Origin of the sequence: Pseudomonas poae RE*1-1-14, from assembly GCF_000336465.1 — a bacterium.
Taxonomy (GTDB): domain Bacteria; phylum Pseudomonadota; class Gammaproteobacteria; order Pseudomonadales; family Pseudomonadaceae; genus Aquipseudomonas; species Aquipseudomonas poae.
Map to the genome: position 1 here is coordinate 2,733,834 of NC_020209.1, position 19,370 is coordinate 2,753,203.

17 protein-coding genes are annotated in these 19,370 nt (G+C 62.9%); 12 read left to right on the forward strand and 5 right to left on the reverse strand.

Annotated elements, in window-relative coordinates; genetic code table 11:
* The first annotated feature begins 128 nt into the window (after window positions 1-128).
* The 6 genes from H045_RS11720 (at window position 129) to H045_RS11745 (ending at window position 5,597) form a co-directional block, all read left to right on the forward strand.
* Window positions 129-947 (forward strand): NAD-dependent epimerase/dehydratase family protein, encoded by an 819-nt coding sequence (locus H045_RS11720; RefSeq protein ID WP_003238249.1) that lies wholly within the window; start codon window positions 129-131, stop codon window positions 945-947.
* 30 nt (window positions 948-977) lie between these two features.
* Window positions 978-1,853: an SMP-30/gluconolactonase/LRE family protein gene (locus tag H045_RS11725; protein ID WP_003238247.1), complete on the forward strand. Its 876-nt coding sequence runs from the start codon at window positions 978-980 to the stop codon at window positions 1,851-1,853.
* Window positions 1,854-1,904: 51 nt separating this feature from the next.
* Entirely contained in the window at window positions 1,905-2,867 is a 963-nt protein-coding gene (locus H045_RS11730) for a TRAP transporter substrate-binding protein (protein WP_015372467.1), read from the forward strand.
* A 63-nt stretch (window positions 2,868-2,930) separates the two neighbouring features.
* Window positions 2,931-3,458, forward strand: coding sequence for a TRAP transporter small permease (locus tag H045_RS11735; protein WP_015372468.1), 528 nt, complete (start codon window positions 2,931-2,933; stop codon window positions 3,456-3,458).
* Window position 3,459: 1 nt separating this feature from the next.
* Window positions 3,460-4,740, forward strand: a complete 1,281-nt coding sequence (locus H045_RS11740; RefSeq protein ID WP_003238241.1) for a TRAP transporter large permease — start codon at window positions 3,460-3,462, stop codon at window positions 4,738-4,740.
* Window positions 4,740-5,597: an aldose 1-epimerase gene (locus H045_RS11745; protein ID WP_041931501.1), complete on the forward strand. Its 858-nt coding sequence runs from the start codon at window positions 4,740-4,742 to the stop codon at window positions 5,595-5,597. The genes H045_RS11740 and H045_RS11745 overlap by 1 nt, the downstream gene beginning before the upstream one ends.
* Window positions 5,598-5,642: 45 nt before the next feature.
* Here H045_RS11745 and H045_RS11750 read toward each other — a convergent pair whose 3' ends face one another.
* The 4 genes from H045_RS11750 to H045_RS11765 form a co-directional block, all read right to left on the reverse strand.
* The gene (locus H045_RS11750; RefSeq protein WP_003238237.1) at window positions 5,643-6,788 is read right to left on the reverse strand and encodes an HlyD family secretion protein; all 1,146 of its coding nucleotides are present in this window, start codon (window positions 6,786-6,788) and stop codon (window positions 5,643-5,645) included.
* The gene (locus H045_RS11755; RefSeq protein WP_015372470.1) at window positions 6,785-8,428 is read right to left on the reverse strand and encodes an MFS transporter; all 1,644 of its coding nucleotides are present in this window, start codon (window positions 8,426-8,428) and stop codon (window positions 6,785-6,787) included. Before H045_RS11755 ends, H045_RS11750 begins: the two co-directional genes overlap by 4 nt.
* 948 nt (window positions 8,429-9,376) lie before the next feature.
* Window positions 9,377-10,183: a sulfite exporter TauE/SafE family protein gene (locus H045_RS11760; RefSeq protein WP_003234202.1), complete on the reverse strand. Its 807-nt coding sequence runs from the start codon at window positions 10,181-10,183 to the stop codon at window positions 9,377-9,379.
* Entirely contained in the window at window positions 10,184-11,428 is a 1,245-nt protein-coding gene (locus H045_RS11765) for an NAD(P)/FAD-dependent oxidoreductase (RefSeq protein ID WP_015372471.1), read from the reverse strand. It abuts the gene before it with no gap.
* Between the two features lie 167 nt (window positions 11,429-11,595).
* Here H045_RS11765 and H045_RS11770 point away from each other — a divergent pair, with 167 nt between their 5' ends.
* Entirely contained in the window at window positions 11,596-12,459 is an 864-nt protein-coding gene (locus H045_RS11770) for an MBL fold metallo-hydrolase (RefSeq protein ID WP_003234207.1), read from the forward strand.
* 117 nt (window positions 12,460-12,576) lie between these two features.
* Here H045_RS11770 and bkdR read toward each other — a convergent pair whose 3' ends face one another.
* Window positions 12,577-13,065 (reverse strand): Bkd operon transcriptional regulator BkdR, encoded by a 489-nt coding sequence (bkdR, locus tag H045_RS11775; RefSeq protein ID WP_003234208.1) that lies wholly within the window; start codon window positions 13,063-13,065, stop codon window positions 12,577-12,579.
* 195 nt (window positions 13,066-13,260) lie between these two features.
* Between bkdR and H045_RS11780 the strand changes: the two genes are divergently transcribed.
* The 5 genes from H045_RS11780 to H045_RS11800 all read left to right on the forward strand — a co-directional run bounded on the left by H045_RS11780 (window position 13,261) and on the right by H045_RS11800 (window position 19,358).
* A complete protein-coding gene (locus H045_RS11780; RefSeq protein ID WP_015372472.1) occupies window positions 13,261-14,496 on the forward strand; it encodes a 3-methyl-2-oxobutanoate dehydrogenase (2-methylpropanoyl-transferring) subunit alpha in 1,236 nt (411 codons plus the stop codon).
* A gap of 1 nt (window position 14,497) precedes the next feature.
* Window positions 14,498-15,556, forward strand: a complete 1,059-nt coding sequence (locus H045_RS11785) for an alpha-ketoacid dehydrogenase subunit beta (protein WP_015372473.1) — start codon at window positions 14,498-14,500, stop codon at window positions 15,554-15,556.
* Entirely contained in the window at window positions 15,557-16,807 is a 1,251-nt protein-coding gene (locus H045_RS11790; protein WP_015372474.1) for a dihydrolipoamide acetyltransferase family protein, read from the forward strand.
* 4 nt (window positions 16,808-16,811) lie between these two features.
* Window positions 16,812-18,191, forward strand: coding sequence for a dihydrolipoyl dehydrogenase (lpdA, locus tag H045_RS11795; RefSeq protein WP_015372475.1), 1,380 nt, complete (start codon window positions 16,812-16,814; stop codon window positions 18,189-18,191).
* A 147-nt stretch (window positions 18,192-18,338) separates the two neighbouring features.
* Window positions 18,339-19,358 (forward strand): branched-chain amino acid aminotransferase, encoded by a 1,020-nt coding sequence (locus tag H045_RS11800; RefSeq protein WP_003234216.1) that lies wholly within the window; start codon window positions 18,339-18,341, stop codon window positions 19,356-19,358.
* Window positions 19,359-19,370 lie beyond the last annotated feature (12 nt).

Sequence of the window (19,370 nt, forward strand, 5' to 3'; positions counted from 1 at the left end):
AGCCCCCTCCCACATTTTGCGCCTCACTGTGCTTTCATTCTGTCTGCAAGAACGTTGACAAGCCGGTGAAACCCTAACGATACTTCGGCAAAGTCATACGACAACCTACAACAATAAATGGGACCTTCATGACCACCACCTCCGCCCCCGTTCCATTCAACCGCCTGCTGATCACTGGCGCCGCCGGCGGCCTGGGCAAAGTACTGCGCGAGCGCATGCGCCCTTACGCCCAGGTGCTGCGCCTGTCGGACATCGCCGACATGGCCCCCGCCGCCGCCCATGAAGAAGTGCACCCTTGCGACCTCGCCGATAAACAAGCCGTGCACCATCTGGTGGAAGGTGTCGACGCCATCCTGCATTTTGGTGGTGTGTCGGTTGAACGCTCGTTCGAAGAAGTACTCGGCGCCAATATCAGCGGGATTTTTCATATCTACGAAGCCGCCCGCCGCCATGGCGTGAAGCGCGTGATCTTCGCCAGCTCCAACCACGTGATTGGGTTCTACAAACAGGGCGAGCCACTCGACGCCCACTCGCCGCGCCGCCCGGACAGCTACTACGGCCTGTCCAAGTCCTACGGCGAAGACATGGCCAGTTTCTACTTCGACCGCTACGGCATCGAGACCGTGAGCATCCGCATCGGCTCCTCGTTTCCCGAACCACAGAACCGCCGGATGATGCACACCTGGCTCAGCTTCGACGACCTGACCCAACTGCTCGAACGCGCGCTGTATACGCCAAACGTCGGCCACACGGTGGTGTACGGCATGTCCAATAACCTCGACACCTGGTGGGACAACCGCTACGCCGCTCACCTGGGCTTTGCTCCCAAAGACAGCTCCGAAGTGTTCCGCGCCCACGTGGAAAAACAACCGCCTGTGCCTGCCGATGACCCGGCGGCGGTGTATCAGGGCGGTGCGTTCTGCGCGGCCGGGCCGTTCGGTGACTGAGTCTGACTCCAACCAAGGGAATGAGTGGCCATGACCGCTGAATTAATTGTCGACGCCCGCAACGCCGTGGGCGAATGCCCGGTGTGGGTGCCCGAGGAAAACGCCCTGTACTGGGTGGATATCCCCAACGGTGGCCTGCAACGCTGGAGCGCCGACAGCGGCCATATCGCCGCGTGGAAGGCCCCGCAGATGCTCGCCTGCATTGCCCGCACCACTGCCGGCAATTGGGTCGCAGGCATGGAATCAGGCTTCTTCCAGCTCACGCCTTACAACGATGGCAGCCTCGACACCACGCCACTGGCCAGCGTCGAACACCCCCGCGAGGACATGCGCCTCAACGACGGCCGCTGCGACCGCCAGGGCCGCTTCTGGGCCGGCAGCATGGTGCTGAACATGGGCTTGAACGCGGCCGAAGGCACGCTTTATCGCTATGATTCCGGCGCCGCGCCCCATGCCCAGTTGAACGGTTTCATCACCCTCAACGGCCTGGCCTTCAGCCCCGACGGCCGCACGATGTACGCTTCGGATTCGCACCCGCTGGTGCAGCAGATCTGGGCCTTTGACTACGACATCGACAGCGGCACCCCGAGCAATCGCCGGGTGTTTGTCGACATGCATAAATTCCTCGGCCGCCCCGATGGCGCGGCGGTGGATGCCGACGGCTGCTACTGGATCTGCGCCAATGACGCCGGCCTGGTGCACCGCTTCACCCCCGACGGTCGCCTCGACCAGTCACTTACCGTACCGGTGAAAAAACCGACCATGTGCGCCTTCGGCGGCAGCCGTCTGGATACGTTGTTCGTCACCTCGATTCGCGATGACAACAGTGACCAGTCCCTGTCCGGTGGCGTGTTCGCCCTCAACCCCGGCGTCAAGGGACTGCCCGAACCGCGCTTCATCCCCTAGCTGCATCGCTGTGCCTTGAATACAAAAATAACAAGACAGGAGTGATACCCCATGGACTTCAAACGCACGTTACTCGTCACCGCACTGTTCACCCTCAGCAGCGCCGCCCAGGCGCTGGAAATCAAATTCGCCGATATCCACCCCGACGGCTATCCCACCGTGGTCGCCGAAAAGAACATGGGCGCCGCGCTCACTAAGGAGAGCAACGGCGAACTGACCTTCAAGTTCTTCCCCGGCGGCGTGCTGGGCTCCGAGAAGGAAGTGGTCGAACAGGCCCAGGTCGGCGCGGTGCAGATGACCCGCGTCAGCCTCGGTATCGTCGGGCCGGTCGTGCCGGATGTGAATGTGTTCAACCTGCCGTTCGTGTTCCGCGACCAGGCGCACATGCGCAAGGTCATCGATGGCGAGATCGGCGATGAGATTCTCGCCAAGATCACCGACTCCGAATTCGGCCTGGTGGCCCTGGCCTGGATGGACGGCGGCACGCGCAACCTCTACACCAAAAAGCCGGTGCGCAAAATCGAAGACCTCAAGGGCATGAAGATTCGCGTACAGGGCAACCCGTTGTTCATCGACGCCTTCAACGCCATGGGCGCCAACGGTATCGCCATGGACACCGGCGAGATCTTCAGCGCCCTGCAGACCGGCGTGATCGACGGCGCGGAAAACAACCCGCCCACCATGCTCGAGCACAACCACTTCCAGAACGCCAAGTTCTACACCCTCACCGAACACCTGATCCTGCCCGAGCCCATCGTGATGTCGAAAATCACCTGGAACAAGCTCACCCCGGCCCAGCAGGACATGGTGAAAAAAGCCGCCAAGGCCGCCCAGGCCGATGAGCGTGTGTTGTGGGACGCCAAGTCCGCCAGCAGCGAAACCAAACTCAAGGCCGCAGGCGTGGAGTTCATCACCGTCGACAAAAAGCCCTTCTATGACGCCACCGCAGCAGTGCGCGCCAAGTACGGCGCGCCTTACGCCGACCTGATCAAGCGCATCGACGCGGTTCAATAACGCCCTCCTTCCTGACAAGGCCCGGCGCGGTCGGCATCGACGCGCCCGGTCACGGTGAACGCCATGAAGAATCTACTGCTGCGCTTCAATGACCGCCTCTACATGACCTGTATCTGGGTCGCCGGCCTGTCCGTGCTGGGGGTGGCGCTGATCATTCCCTGGGGCATCTTCGCCCGCTACATTCTCGGCACCGGCTCCAGTTGGCCGGAGCCCACCGCGATCCTGCTGATGCTGGTATTCACCTTCATTGGCGCCGCCGCCAGCTACCGCGCCGGCGCACACATGTCGGTGGCCATGGTCACCGACCGCCTGCCGCCCGCCCAACGCCGCATCGTCGGCGTCCTCTCGCAACTGTTGATGGCGACCATCTGCCTGTTCATGACCATTTGGGGCAGCAAGCTGTGCCTGTCCACCTGGAACCAGTTCATGAGCGCCATCCCCACCCTGCGCGTGGGCATCACCTACATGCCGATCCCGATCGGCGGGCTGCTGACCCTGGTGTTCGTGCTGGAAAAACTTCTGCTGGGCGACCAGAGCAATCGCCGCGTGGTGCGTTTCGACCTGGTTGAAGAAAGCGAAGGAGCTGCCTGATATGGACGCATTGATTCTGCTCGGCAGCTTTGTCGCCCTGATCCTGATCGGCATGCCGGTGGCCTACGCCTTGGGGCTTTCGGCGCTGATCGGCGCATGGTGGATCGACATTCCGTTCCAGGCGCTGATGATTCAGGTGGCCGGCGGGGTGAACAAGTTTTCGCTGATGGCAATTCCGTTCTTCGTACTGGCCGGCGCGATCATGGCCGAGGGCGGCATGTCGCGGCGGCTGGTGGCGTTTGCCGGGGTGCTGGTAGGCTTTGTGCGCGGCGGCCTGTCGCTGGTCAACATCATGGCCTCGACGTTTTTCGGCGCCATCTCCGGCTCGTCGGTGGCCGACACCGCCTCGGTGGGCTCGGTGCTGATCCCGGAAATGGAACGCCGTGGCTACCCCCGGGAGTTTGCCACGGCGGTTACCGTGAGCGGTTCGGTGCAGGCCCTGCTGACCCCGCCCAGCCATAACTCGGTGCTCTACTCCCTCGCAGCCGGCGGCACGGTGTCGATTGCCTCGCTGTTCATGGCCGGCGTGGTGCCGGGGCTGTTGATGAGCGCGTGCCTGATGGTGTTGTGCCTGATCTTCGCGAAAAAACGCAACTACCCCAAGGGCGAAGTCATCCCCCTGAAGCAGGCGCTGAAAATCGCCGCCGACGCGCTCTGGGGCCTGATGGCCATGGTGATCATCCTTGGCGGCATCCTCTCGGGCATCTTCACCGCCACCGAGTCGGCGGCGATTGCGGTGCTGTGGGCGTTTTTCGTGACCATGTTCATCTACCGCGACTACAAATGGCACGAGCTGCCCAAGCTGATGCACCGCACGGTGCGTACCATTTCCATCGTGATGATCCTGATCGCCTTCGCCGCCAGCTTCGGCTACATCATGACCCTGATGCAGATCCCGGCGAAGATCACCACGATGTTCCTGACCCTCTCGGACAACCGCTACGTGATCCTGATGTGCATCAACGCCATGCTGCTGTTGCTGGGCACGGTGATGGACATGGCGCCGCTGATCCTCATCCTCACACCGATCCTGCTACCGGTGATCGTCGGCATCGGCGTCGACCCGGTGCACTTCGGCATGATCATGCTGGTGAACCTCGGCATCGGCCTGATCACCCCGCCGGTGGGCGCGGTGCTGTTTGTCGGCGCGGCGGTGGGCAAGACCACCATCGAGAAAACCGTGAAGGCGCTGCTGCCGTTCTACGCGGTACTGTTCCTGGTGCTGATCGCGGTGACCTACATCCCGGCGCTGTCGCTGTGGCTGCCGAGCGTGGTGCTGTGATGATCGAGCTGGAGGATCACCTGACGCGCCTCACCCTGTCCCCTGCAGTGGGTGGCAGCATCGTCAACTGGACGGTGCGCGCCACCGGGCAGCCGCTGTTGCGACACAGCGATGAGCATGCGATCAGTACCGGGTTGCCGGGCAAGCTGGGGTGCTATCCGTTGGCGCCCTGGTCGAACCGGGTGGCCGAAGGCGGTTTTGACAACCCCGAGGGTTGGCTGGCGTTGACGCCCAACAGCCTCACCGATCCCCTGCCGATTCATGGCTCGGCCTGGCAACAGCCCTGGCAGGTCGTGAGCCGGACGGCGGAGGAAGTGGTGCTGGCGATGGTCTGCGAGACGCCGTTCGCCTATCGCGCCGAGCAGCGGTTTGGCTTGAGCGACGGTGAACTGAGCATTCAATTGCGGGTGACCCACCTGGCCGCCCAGCCGGCCTGGCACGGTTTGGGCTTGCATCCCTACCTGCCCCGCAGGCCGGGCACGCGGTTGCAGGCCAGGGCGTCGCAGGTGTGGATGAGCGATGCCTCCAAATTACCCACGGCGTTGGCGCCGATTCCCGAAGCCTGGGACTTTCGCCAACTCAAAGAGTTGCCTCAGGCGTTGGTGGACAACGGCTTTTGCCAGTGGGATGGGCGCTGCCGGATCGAACAGCCGGACTTGGCCTATGCCCTGGAATGCGAGGCCACCGGCGCCGATTACTTCCTCCTGTACTGCCCGCCGGGGCTTGAATTCTTTTGCATCGAGCCGGTGAGTCATCCGGTCAATGCCCATCACCTGCCCGGCCGACCCGGCTTGAAGCTGCTGGAACAACACCAGTCAACCCAACTCAACTTCACCTTGAAATACACGCCCCTGTAACACCACAAACCCTGTGGGAGCTGGCTTGCCTGCGATAGCGGCGTGTCAGGGCGGGCTGTTCTTCAGCCGTCCTGCAGTATCAATACTCACCACCACCGACAACCCCGGCCGCAACCGCTCGCTGTCCGCCTGCCCCGGGTCCACGCTAATCCTCACCGGCACCCGCTGGGCGATCTTCACAAAGTTGCCAGTGGCATTGTCCGCCTGCAACAGGCTGAATTCCGAGCCCGTCGCCGGCGAAATATGCTGCACCGTGCCATGAAACCTGCGGTGGTTCAGTGCATCCACAGTGAAAGACACCGGCTGGCCGATCTGCACGTCGGCCATCTGGGTTTCTTTCATATTGGCGATCACCCACAGCTGGTTGGGCACCAGCGCCATCAACTGCGCGCCGGAATTGACGTAGGCGCCCAGGCGCACGCCGATCTGTCCCAGTTGGCCGTCGCGCGGCGCGGTGATGCGCGTGTTGGCCAGGTCGATACGCGCCAGCGCCACCGCGGCATCGGCACTTGCCACCGCCGCTTCCAGCGAACCGCGATTGACGATCACTGTCTGCAGGTCCTGCCGCGCAATCTCCAGATTGGCCTGGGCCTGGGCCACCGCTGCAACGGTTTGCGCCTGCGCGGCGCGGGTCACGTCCAGCTCGCGCCTGGACACCGAGCCATCGCTGATCAGTTCTTCGTTGCGGCGCAGGTCGGCGCTGCTTTTGCGCGCCTGGGCCTGGCTGTCCACCAGTGCGGCCTGGCGCAGTTTGATGGTGGCTTGCGCGCTGTTGCGCTGCTGCACCACATTGGCCAACGCCGCCTTCTGCACCGCCCGTTGCGCCAGCGCCTGGTCGAGGCGCTGCTGATAGATGCGGTCATCGAGGCGCACCAGCAGGTCGCCGGCCTTGACGTACTGGAAGTCCTGCACCGGCACCTCGAACACATAACCGCTGAGCTGCGGGCCGATGATCGTCACCTGGCCGCGTACCAACGCGTTCTCGGTGGTTTCCACCGCACTACTGAACGGCGGCAACTGCCAGGCGTAGAGCACGATCAACACACCGACGATGGCAATCGCGGCAAAGCCCAGGGAAGAGAGGATGCGCACCCGCAAGGAGCGCGGCTCGGTCGCCGTGGCGCCCGGCGGCGTGCTGCCTTCCGGCGTGGCAGCGATGGCATTGGTGGTTGTGGTGGTCGGTTCGGTCATGAAGGTGCGCCGCTGGGTTGAACGGGAGGAACTGCCTGGGTGGTGCTCATCAGCCACAGGCTGCGAATGAAGATCCAGCTCATGGTAAGGATCGCGATGATCGCGATCAGCATGAAGACATCGTTGTAGGCCATCACGTTCGCTTCACGGGTCGCCGCCGTGGCCAGGCTGCGGATGCCCTGCAGGTTGCGCAACTGCGGATCGGCGATCACCCCGCCATAGGCCGCCGCGCCGCTCTGCACCCGCGCCGCCACGCGCGGGTCGAGCAGGGTCAGGTGTTCGACGATCATGCTGGAATGGTACTTCTCACGCACGACCTGGAAGGTGCCGAGCAACGCCGCGCCGATCAGCCCGCCGAGGTTCTGGCAAATGCCGAACATCACCGAAAAACTCACCAGGTTGCGCGGGTTGGCCAATACGTTTTTGGTGCCGAGCACCATGGTCGGCCCGAGGAAAAACGTGCCGCCAAAGCCCAGCAGGAACTGGCTGACATACAGGTTCTGCGGCCGCGTGAGGTTGTTGGAGAAACTGTCCATGACCGAGCCGGTGGCCATCAGCGCCAGGGAAATCACCAGCGGCATCAGCAGGTGCGCCGGGTTGATCGTCAACGCACTGACCACCAGCCCCGCAAGCGCGCCGGCCAGCATCACCACGTACAGCGTGTGCATCTGCTCGTAGCTCATGTTGAGCATCTGCATGAAACCCACTGCGCCGGTGGACTGCTCCGACAGCACCATGCGAATCAGGATCACCGCCAGCGCCAGACGAATCATCACGCCGCTGCCGAGCCAACGCGTCATCAGCAGCGGGTTGGCGCGGTTATGCTCGATGGCAAGGCCCGCCATGATCAGCACCAAAGAACAGGCCGACGCCACGCCGATCCAGGGTGCCTCCAGCCACCAGTCGATACGCCCCAGGGACAGCACCGCGCACAGCAGGGCCACGCCGGTGGCGAGGATGGCGAAGGTGAGGAAATCGAGTTTTTCAAAGGTCTTGAAGCGATCGCCGGGCGGTAATTTGAGGAGGAACACGCAGCCCAGGCAGATCAGCGCCAAGCCCAGTTCAAACAGGTACAAGCCGCGCCATTCGGCAATCTGCAGCAGGTCTTCGGAGAACAACCGCGCCAACGGCAAGGCCAACTGCGCGGTGCCCAGCCCGAGCACCAGCGAACGCAAGCGCCACTTGGCCGGGAAGGCCTGGATCATGTAGTACAAGCCCAACGAACTCAGCGCGGCCCCCACCATGCCATGGGCCGCCCGCACGGCGATGGCCGAACTGAGGTCGTTGACGAACAAATGGCCGAAGGTGACCAGCACGTAGAGCACCAGAAACACCTCGGTGAACGCACGCAGGCCAAACTGCTGACGAAACTTCACCAGCAACAGGTTCATGCACACGTTGGTCATCACGTAGGCAGCGGGCAGCCAGGCCATCTCTGCGGTGGTCGCACCGAGGGCGCCTTGCAGGTATTGCAGGTTGGCGATGACCAGTGCGTTACCCAGCCCCCCGGTGATCGCCACCAGCGCACCGACCAGCGCGAACAGCCAGCGCTTGTGGGTGGGATGCAGCGGCGTCGACGGCGAACCGGGCAAGGTCGGTCGCTCGTGGGGCTGCCAGGGGTGGGGGGTGTAGTTGTCCATTGGGTGACCTTGGTGAGCCGACGGGGAAGTCGGTGAAATCCATGCTCAGAGACAGTAAACGCGAGTGGAGTTCATCTTGCCAGCGGTGGGTGGGTAAATGAGGGGATCGGCGAGCGCGGCTGCCGGTGGCTTTTTTGGTGTGCATATCCGTTATTTAGGTAACGGCTGCTGGCGGTTCCGCCCTTACGGCGGGTCACTTTGGAAAAGAGCCGGAATGCCGGCCCAGCCCAAAGTAACCAAAAGGCTCTTGCCCCACCACTCGGCACCTCGCTGGGGCTCGGTGTGCCCGCACGCGTGGTTGACGGGGCGCCTGAGATCAAAATCAAAAGCCAAAGCAAAGCAGATCAAAAGCAGGGCAGAAGCATGATCTGTCCCCAATCCGCTTCTCTGTGGGAGCTGGCTTGCCTGCGATGCAGACACCTCAATCCATCAGGAAAACCCAGTCGATGCCTTCGCAGGCAAGCCAGCTCCCACATTCACAGCGTACGGCAGGCAATCCCGGTCGGCTCTAAGGTCGCCGCGCTCTTGATCTGGGGCGCCGCACCGTCAGCCGTAACGGCTGCTGGCGGTTCCGCCCTTAAGACGGGTCACTTTGGAAAAGAGCCGGAATGCCGGCCCAGCCCAAAGTTACCCACGGATTCAAGCCTGCGTGCGGCCAGCGTGGTTGACGGGGCGCCTGAGATCAAAATAAAAAGCCAAAGCAAAGCAGATCAAAAGCAGGGCAGAAGCATGATTTGTCCCAATCCGCTTCTCTGTGGGAGCTGGCTTGCCTGCGATGCAGACACCTCAATCCATCAGGAAAACCCAGTCGATGCCTTCGCAGGCAAGCCAGCTCCCACAGTCACAGCGTACGGCAGGCAATCCCGGTCGGCTCTAAGGTCGCCGCGCTCTTGATCTGGGGCGCCGCACCGTCAGCCGTCATCACATAAATAACGGATAGGTAGCCCCCTAAACCAAAGCCTTTAACAACATCCCAACGGCAACCAACACGCACAAACTGGCAAACCCCACCTGCAACGTGCGCGCCGCAATCACCGAACCCAATCGCCGCCCAATCAACATGCCGACGACACTCGCGCCAATGAACGCCCAGCCCACCGGCTCGATGCTCACCCCCGCATGAAACGCCCCCACCACGCCGATCAACGACAGCAGGCTGACCACCATCAACGACGTCGCCACAATTCCGCGCATTTGCACATCGGTCAATTGTTTGAACGCCGGCACGATCAGGAAGCCACCGCCCACGCCCAACAAGCCCGAGACAGCACCGGTAACGGCACCCAGCGCAGCCAGGGTGGCGCTACATTTGGCGGTCCACGCCAGGCGCCCGGTCTGCTGATTGAGCATGCAGTTCTTCTGCCCCCACAGCGCGGCGCCATGGTCGCTCGGCCCGGGCTCGACCTTTTCGCGCTGCAACATGCGCCAGGCCACCAGTACCATCAACGCGCTGAACAGCCCCATCAGCACCGTTTCCGAGAGCTGATGAGCCACGAACACGCCCAGCGGTGAAAACAGCGCACCGAGCAAGGCAATCAACAGCGCCGCGCGATAACGCACCAGCCCGTGGCGCAGGCCGTCAATCGCACCGACCGCCGCCGCCGCGCCCACCGCGAGCAGTGACACCGGCGCGGCCTGGGTCATCGTCAACCCCAGTCCCAGCACCAGCGCCGGCACTCCGAGGATGCCGCCGCCCGCGCCGGTCAAGCCCATGACCAGGCCCATCAATACACCCAACACACTCGCCAGCAGCATTCAGTCCACCTTGCTCAGGCGGGTCAGCCACTCGCGGCCCTTGAGCATGCCGTTCCAGTAGAACCACGGCAGCAGCGTGGCCTTGAGGAACCACATCGAACGCCGTGCCCGGGTCGGGTCCAGGGGGAAGGTCGGCAGCAGCTTGCCACCGTAGCCGAACTCGGCCAACACCACCTTGCCCTTCTCCACCGTCAACGGGCAGGAGCCGTAGCCGTCGTACTTGAGCGGCAACGGCGCCTGTTTGCGCAGGGCCAGCAGGTTTTCGGCAACCACCACGATCTGCTTGCGCACCGCCGCGGCGGTCTTGGCGTTGCTGGTGCCGCACACATCGCCCAGCCCGAAAATGTGCGGGTAGCGCAGATGCTGCAGGCTGTGGGGGTTCACCTCGCACCAGCCGGCGGCGTCGGCCAGCGGGCTTTGACGGATGAAATCCGGGGAGACTTGCGGCGGCACCACGTGCAGCAGGTCGAAGGGTTTTTCCTCAACGCTGACGTTGCCGTCGGCCCCCTTCACCTCGAACCAGGCCTTGCGTGCCGGGCCATCGACCTTGATCAGGTTGGAATTGAAGGCCAGCCGCGCGTTGTATTTTTCCACGTACTTCATCAGCGGCGGTACGAAGGTCGCCACACCGAAAAGCGCGGCGCCGGCCAGATTGAATTCGACGTCGATATTTTTCAGGTGACCCTGTTTGAGCCAGTGATCGCAGGACAGGTACATGGCCTTTTGCGGCGCACCCGCGCATTTGATCGGCATGGCCGGCTGGGTAAAGATCGCCTTGCCGCCCTTGAGTTGCTGCACCAATTGCCAGGTGTAGGCCGCGTGCTGATAGCTGTAATTGGAGGTGACGCCGTGTTGGCCAAGGGTGTCCTGCAGGCCTTCGACTTTCTCCCACGCCAGACGCAGGCCGGGGCAGACGATGAGCGTGTTCCAGCTCACGCGCTGGCCGCTGTCGAGCACCAGGGTTTGCTGGTCGGGCAGCAGTTCAGTGACGGCCGCCTGGATCCAGGTGACACCGTTGGGCAATACGTCGGCCAGCGGGCGGCGGGTCTTGTGCAGGTCGTAGGCACCGCCGCCGACCAACGTCCAGGCGGGCTGGTAGCTGTGGTGGTCGCTCGGCTCGATGAGCGTAATGCTCAGCTGCGGATCGCGCTTGAGCAGGCTGGCGAGCAGGCCAATGCCTGCCGAGCCGCCGCCGATGACGACGATATCGCCACTGATGGTTGGGCCCCAGTGTTGTTCGGTCATGGTCTACTGCCTTTTTTTGTCAATGCACACAGGGACGCTGCCGGATGGCGTCACGCCCGGTTACAGGTCGATCCTTTGCCTCGAACCGTTTTTTTCCCTTAAGCTCGCAAGCCTATGTGGAAAACATCTCGAATGTAAGCCGCAATCCACCACCAAGGACCGCCGCCATGCCCGCGTTGATACAAGCCTTTCTGGACGAGGCGTCGTCGACCTACACCTACGTCCTGTATGAAGCGGACGACGGCCCCTGTGCCATCGTCGACTCGGTGCTCAACTACGACCCGGCCTCCGGGCACACCGATACCCGCCAGGCCGACAAGGTCATTGCTTTCGTGCGTGAACATCGCCTGCAGGTGCAATGGCTGCTGGAAACCCATGCCCATGCCGATCACCTCTCCGCCGCGCCGTACCTGCGGCGGATCCTGGGCGGCAAGATCGCAATCGGCCAGTCGATCAGCAAGGTGCAGGGGGTGTTCAAGAACCTGTTCAACCTGGAGCCGGAGTTTCGCGCCGATGGCTCACAGTTCGACCATCTGTTTGCGCCGGACGAAGTCTTTTATATCGGCGCCCTGAAAGCCCAGGCGCTGCATGTGCCGGGGCACACACCGGCCGACATGGCCTACCTGATCGACGACCGCCTGATCCTGGTGGGCGACACCCTGTTCATGCCCGACGTCGGCACCGCCCGCTGCGACTTCCCCGGCGGCGATGCGCGGCAATTGTATGCCTCGATGCGCAAGCTGCTGGCGTTCCCGCCGCACACCCAGCTGTATGTATGCCACGACTATCCGCCAGAGGGCCGCGAAGCCAAGTGCCTGACCACCGTGGCTGAGCAGCGCGCGGGCAATATCCATGTGCATGACGGCGTGGATGAAGCGACGTTTGTAGCGATGCGCACCACCCGTGATGCCGGGTTGGGGATGCCAACACTGTTGTTGCCGGCGATCCAGGTGAATGTGCGGGCGGGGAATATGCCGCCGGCGGAAGAAAATGGCGTGACTTACCTGAAGATCCCCCTCAACCGACTTTGACATGCGATTCCCGTGTGGGAGGGGGCTTGCTCCCGATTGCAGGGTGGCAGTCACCCATTCAGTGACTAGGCCACCGCAATCGGGAGCAAGCCCCCTCTCACGTTGTCCAGTGTTGAGTCAGGACCCGAGGCTGATGCCATTGGCCGGCAGCGGCAGCGCCGTCTTGTAGCGCACCTGCTTCAACGCAAAACTGGAGCGGATATTGGCCACCCCCGGTACCTTGGTCAGAAAATCCATCATGAACCGCTCCAGCGCCTGAATCGTTGGCACCAGCACGCGGATCAGGTAATCCGGGTCGCCGGCCATCAGGTAGCACTCCATGACTTCCGGCCGGTCCGAAATCGCGCCTTCGAACTGCTGCAACGCCAGCTCGTTCTGTTTCTCCAGGCTCACATGAATGAACACATTCACATGCAGCCCCAGCAGGTCGGCATCCAGCAGCGTCACCTGCTCGCGAATCAACCCCTGCTCTTCCATGGCCTTCACGCGATTGAAGCACGGCGTGGGTGACAGGTTGACCGAGCGGGCGAGGTCGGCGTTGGTGATGCGAGCGTTCTCCTGCAGCGCGTTGAGAATGCCGATATCTGTACGGTCCAGTTTGCGCATGAGACAAAATCACCTGTTTATTATGTTTATGCAGTTTTTTTATCCGCAAATGATCGGCAGCGCAACGAAACACAGATAAATATTCTTCTACGCCCCGCCTATGATTGTTGTAGGACAGGACTTCCTCTACCCGAGGACTGACCGTCAGCTAGCGCGCCCACTACAAGAAATTCACAAGATCGAGCGTAGAAAGCCATGAACCAGCCGTATGCACCGCTGCGCCTGCACGTTCCCGAACCTTCGGGACGACCAGGCTGCAAGACCGACTTCACCTACCTGCGCCTGACCGACGCTGGCACGGTGCGCAAACCCGCCATCGACGTAGAACCCGCCGACACCGCCGACCTGGCCAAGGGCCTTATCCGCGTACTCGACGACCAGGGCCAGGCCCTCGGGCCGTGGGCCGAAGAGGTCCCTGTCGAGGTCAAGCGCCTAGGCATGCGCGCCATGCTCAAGACGCGAATCTTCGACAACCGCATGGTGGTCGCTCAGCGTCAGAAAAAAATGTCGTTCTACATGCAGAGCCTTGGCGAAGAAGCCATCGGCAGCGCCCAGGTCCTGGCCTTGAACATCGACGACATGTGCTTCCCCACCTACCGCCAGCAAAGCATCCTGATGGCCCGCGATGTGCCCTTGGTGGACCTGATCTGCCAATTGCTGTCCAACGAGCGCGATCCGCTCAAGGGCCGCCAGTTGCCGATCATGTATTCGGTGAAAGACGCAGGTTTCTTCACCATTTCCGGCAACCTTGCCACCCAGTTCGTACAGGGTGTGGGCTGGGGCATGGCTTCGGCGATCAAGGGCGATACCAAGATCGCCTCGGCCTGGATCGGCGACGGCGCCACCGCCGAATCGGACTTCCATACCGCCCTCACCTTCGCTCACGTGTACCGCGCGCCGGTGATCCTCAATGTGGTCAATAACCAGTGGGCCATCTCCACCTTCCAGGCCATCGCCGGTGGTGAAGCCACCACCTTCGCCGGACGCGGTGTGGGTTGCGGCATTGCCTCGCTGCGCGTGGACGGCAACGACTTTATCGCGGTGTATGCCGCCTCCGCCTGGGCCGCCGAGCGTGCGCGCCGTAACCTGGGACCGACCCTGATCGAATGGGTCACCTACCGCGCCGGCCCGCACTCCACCTCCGATGACCCGTCCAAATATCGCCCGGCCGACGACTGGAGCCACTTTCCCCTCGGCGACCCGATCGCCCGCCTCAAGCAGCACCTGATCAGGATCGGCCAGTGGTCCGAAGAGGAACACGCGGCGGTCAGCGCCGAACTTGAAGCCGAGGTGATCGCCGCGCAAAAACAGGCCGAACAGTACGGCACCCTCGCCGGCGGCCAGATTCCAAGCGCCGCGACCATGTTCGAAGACGTCTACAAAGAGATGCCGGAGCACTTGAAGCGCCAGCGTCAGGAGCTGGGGATCTGACATGAACGATCACAACAACAGCATCGAACTGGACACCGCCATGACCACCACCACCATGACCATGATCCAGGCGCTACGCTCGGCGATGGACGTGATGCTTGAGCGCGACGACAACGTGGTGGTGTTCGGCCAGGACGTTGGCTATTTCGGCGGCGTGTTCCGCTGCACCGAGGGCTTGCAGACCAAGTACGGCAGCTCGCGGGTGTTCGACGCGCCGATCTCCGAAAGCGGCATCGTCGGCGTGGCCGTGGGCATGGGCGCGTATGGCCTGCGTCCGGTCGCCGAAATCCAGTTCGCCGACTACGTCTACCCCGCCACCGACCAGATCATCTCCGAAGCCGCGCGTCTGCGTTACCGCTCAGCCGGCCAGTTCACTGCGCCGCTGACCATGCGCATGCCCTGCGGCGGCGGCATCTATGGTGGCCAGACCCACAGCCAGAGTATCGAAGCGGTGTTCACGCAGGTGTGCGGGCTGCGCACGGTGATGCCGTCCAACCCGTATGACGCCAAGGGCTTGTTGATCGCATCCATCGAAAACGATGACCCGGTGATCTTCCTTGAGCCCAAGCGCCTGTACAACGGCCCGTTCGATGGCCATCACGACCGCCCGGTGACCCCGTGGTCGAAGCATCCGCAAGCCCAGGTGCCGGACGGCTATTACACCGTGCCCCTGGACATGGCCGCCATCGTGCGTCCGGGGTCGGCCGTGACCGTGCTGACTTATGGCACCACGGTGTATGTGTCGCAGGTCGCCGCCGACGAAACCGGCATCGACGCTGAAGTCATCGACCTGCGCAGCCTGTGGCCGCTGGACCTGGAGACCATCGTCAAATCGGTGAAAAAGACCGGTCGTTGTGTGGTGGTGCATGAAGCCACGCGCACCTGCGGCTTTGGCGCCGAGTTGGTGGCGCTGGTGCAGGAGCACTGCTTCCACCACCTGGAAGCGCCGATCGAACGCGTGACCGGGTGGGACACGCCCTACCCGCACGCGCAGGAGTGGGCGTATTTCCCAGGGCCGTCCCGCGTGGGCGCGGCGTTGAAACGGGTCATGGAGGTCTGAATGGGCACGCACGTTATCAAGATGCCGGACATTGGCGAAGGCATCGCGGAAGTTGAGTTGTCGGTGTGGCATGTGAAGGTTGGCGACATGGTCGTCGAAGACCAAGTGCTGGCGGACGTGATGACCGACAAGGCGATGGTGGACATTCCCTCGCCGGTACATGGCAAGGTGATCGCCCTCGGCGGCGAGCCGGGTGAAGTGATGGCCGTGGGCAGTGTGCTGATCAGCATTGAAGTGGAAGGCGCGGGCAATGCCAAGGAGGCGCCGGCGGTGGTTGCAAGCGAGCCCGTGAAGGCCGCGCCGGTGGAGGCCGCCAAACCAGCACGGCCGGTGGCTGCAGCGAAACCCGCTGCCGCCCCGGTGGCCCGTGAAGGCGACGAGCGCCCGCTGGCCTCTCCCGCCGTGCGCAAGCATGCGCTGGATGCCGGCATTCAATTGCGTCTGGTGCAGGGGTCCGGCCCGGCCGGGCGAATCCTGCATGAAGACCTCGACGCCTATCTGCAACAGGGTTCAGCGACGGCTTCCATGGCGTCGAACCCTTACGCGGAGCGCCGCGATGAAGAACAGATCCCGGTAATCGGCATGCGCCGCAAGATCGCTCAGCGCATGCAGGACGCCACCCGCCGCGCCGCGCATTTCAGCTATGTGGAAGAGATCGACGTGACGGCGCTGGACGAGCTGCGCGTGCACCTTAACGAGAAGCACGGCACCACGCGCGGCAAGCTGACGCTGCTGCCGTTTATCGTGCGGGCCATGGTCGTTGCGCTGCGAGCGTTTCCGCAGATCAATGCGCGGTACGACGACGAAGCTCAGGTCATTACACGTCTGGGCGCAGTGCATGTGGGCGTTGCCACCCAGAGCGATGTCGGCCTGATGGTGCCGGTGGTGCGTCACGCCGAGGCACGCAGCCTGTGGGGCAATGCCGAGGAAATCGCGCGATTGGCCGCCGCGGCGCGCAACGGCAAGGCCAGCCGCGAGGAACTGTCCGGCTCGACCATCACCCTGACCAGCCTCGGCGCGTTGGGCGGCATCGTCAGCACGCCGGTGTTGAACCTGCCGGAAGTGGCCATCGTCGGCGTCAACCGCATCGTTGAACGTCCGATGGTGATCAAGGGCCATATCGTGGTGCGCAAGATGATGAACCTCTCCAGCTCGTTCGATCACCGCGTGGTCGATGGCATGGACGCGGCGCAATTCATCCAGGCCATTCGCGGCCTGCTCGAACAACCCGCCAGCCTGTTTCTGGAGTAAGGGCATGACCCAGACATTACACACCACGCTGCTGATTATAGGCGGCGGCCCCGGCGGCTATGTGGCGGCCATTCGCGCCGGCCAGCTGGGCATCCCGACCCTCCTGGTGGAAGGCCAGGCCCTGGGCGGCACCTGCCTGAACATTGGTTGCATTCCGTCCAAGGCACTGATCCATGTGGCCGAGCAGTTTCAGCACACCGAGCATCACAGCCAGGGGTCGGCGCTGGGCATCGAAGTGGCCGCGCCAACCCTGAACATTCAGAAAAGCGTGGAATGGAAAGACGCCATCGTCGACCGTCTGACCACTGGCGTCGCCGCGCTGCTGAAGAAGCACAAGGTGCAGGTGATCCACGGCTGGGCCAGGGTGGTGGACGGCAAGACCGTCGAGGTCGGCGACCAGCGCATTCAGTGCGAGCACCTGCTGCTGGCCACCGGTTCGAAAAGCGTCAACCTGCCGATGCTGCCGATGGGTGGGCCGATCATCTCGTCCACCGAAGCGCTGTCTCCAACGCAAGTGCCAAAGCGCCTGATTGTGGTGGGTGGCGGTTATATCGGCCTGGAGCTGGGCATCGCGTACCGCAAGCTCGGCGCCGACGTCAGCGTGGTCGAAGCGCAGGATCGCATCCTGCCGGCCTATGATGCCGAATTGACTCAACCGGTAAACGAATCCCTCAAGCAGTTGGGGGTGAAGCTGTACCTCAAGCACAGCGTGATCGGTTTTGCCGACGATAAATTGCAGGTGCGTGATCCCAATGGCGATACCTTGTCCCTGGAAACCGATCAGGTGCTGGTGGCCGTGGGTCGCACACCCAACACCCGGGGCTGGAACCTCGAAGCGCTGAACCTGGACATGAACGGCGCGGCGATCAAAATCGACAGCCGCTGCCAGACCAGCATGCGCAATGTGTACGCCATCGGCGATCTGAGCGGCGAGCCGATGCTGGCGCACCGCGCCATGGCCCAAGGCGAAATGGTCGCCGAACTGATCAGCGGCAAGGCCCGCGAATTCAACCCCGCTGCGATCCCGGCGGTGTGCTTCACCGACCCGGAGCTGGTGGTGGTCGGCAAGACCCCGGAGCAGGCCATGGCGGCAGGCCTGGATTGCATCGTGGCGAGCTTCCCGTTCGCGGCCAACGGGCGGGCAATGACGCTGGCGTCCAAAAGCGGCTTCGTGCGGGTGGTGGCGCGGCGTGACAATCACCTGATTGTCGGCTGGCAGGCCGTGGGGGTCGGGGTGTCGGAGCTGTCCACCGCGTTTGGCCTGAGCCTGGAGATGGGTGCGCGCCTGGAAGATGTGGCGGGCACCATCCACGCCCATCCAACCCTCGGCGAAGCGGTGCAGGAAGCGGCGTTAAGGGCGTTGGGGCACGCGTTGCACCTGTAAAACCGGGGTGGGGCTTGCCTGTGATGCCGGTGAATCAGTCGATACAGAGTCTGAAGCTGTCCACCCTGTGGCTCCCACACCGGCCAAGAATGCAGTATTGTTGCCACCATCCAGAAAAAACCGACTTGACCAGAAATAGAGGGTGTCATGGGTAACGAAAGCATCAATTGGGACAAGCTGGGTTTTGACTACATCAAGACCGACAAACGTTTTCTCCAGGTCTGGAAAAACGGCGAATGGCAGGAAGGCACCCTGACCGATGACAACGTGCTGCACATCAGTGAAGGCTCCACGGCCTTGCACTATGGCCAGCAGTGCTTTGAAGGCCTGAAGGCCTATCGCTGCAAGGACGGTTCGATCAACCTGTTCCGCCCGGATCAGAACGCCGCGCGCATGCAGCGCAGCTGCGCCCGTCTGCTGATGCCGCATGTGTCCACCGAAGACTTCATCGACGCCTGCAAACAAGTGGTCAAGGCCAACGAGCGGTTCATCCCGCCGTACGGCAGCGGCGGCGCGCTGTACCTGCGCCCGTTCGTGATCGGCACCGGTGAAAACATCGGCGTGCGCACGGCGCCCGAGTTCATCTTCTCGGTATTCGCCATCCCGGTTGGCGCCTACTTCAAGGGCGGCCTGGTGCCCCACAACTTCCAGATCTCCACTTTTGACCGCGCCGCGCCACAAGGCACCGGTGCGGCCAAGGTCGGAGGCAACTACGCGGCCAGCCTGATGCCGGGCTCCGAAGCCAGGAAGTCCGGTTTCGCCGATGCGATCTACCTGGACCCGATGACCCACTCGAAAATCGAGGAAGTCGGTTCGGCCAACTTCTTCGGGATCACCCACGACCACCAGTTCATCACGCCGAAGTCGCCTTCGGTGCTGCCGGGCATTACCCGCCTGTCGCTGATCGAACTGGCCCAGACCCGCCTGGGTCTTACCGTGGTCGAGGGCGACGTGTTCATCGACAAGCTGGACCAGTTCAAGGAAGCCGGCGCCTGCGGCACCGCTGCCGTGATTTCGCCGATTGGCGGCATCCAGTACAACGGCAAGATGCATGTGTTCCACAGCGAAACCGAAGTGGGCCCGATCACCCAGCAGCTCTACAAAGAGCTGACCGGCGTGCAGACCGGCGATGTTGAAGCGCCGGCGGGCTGGATCGTCAAGGTCTAGGCCAGCAACACC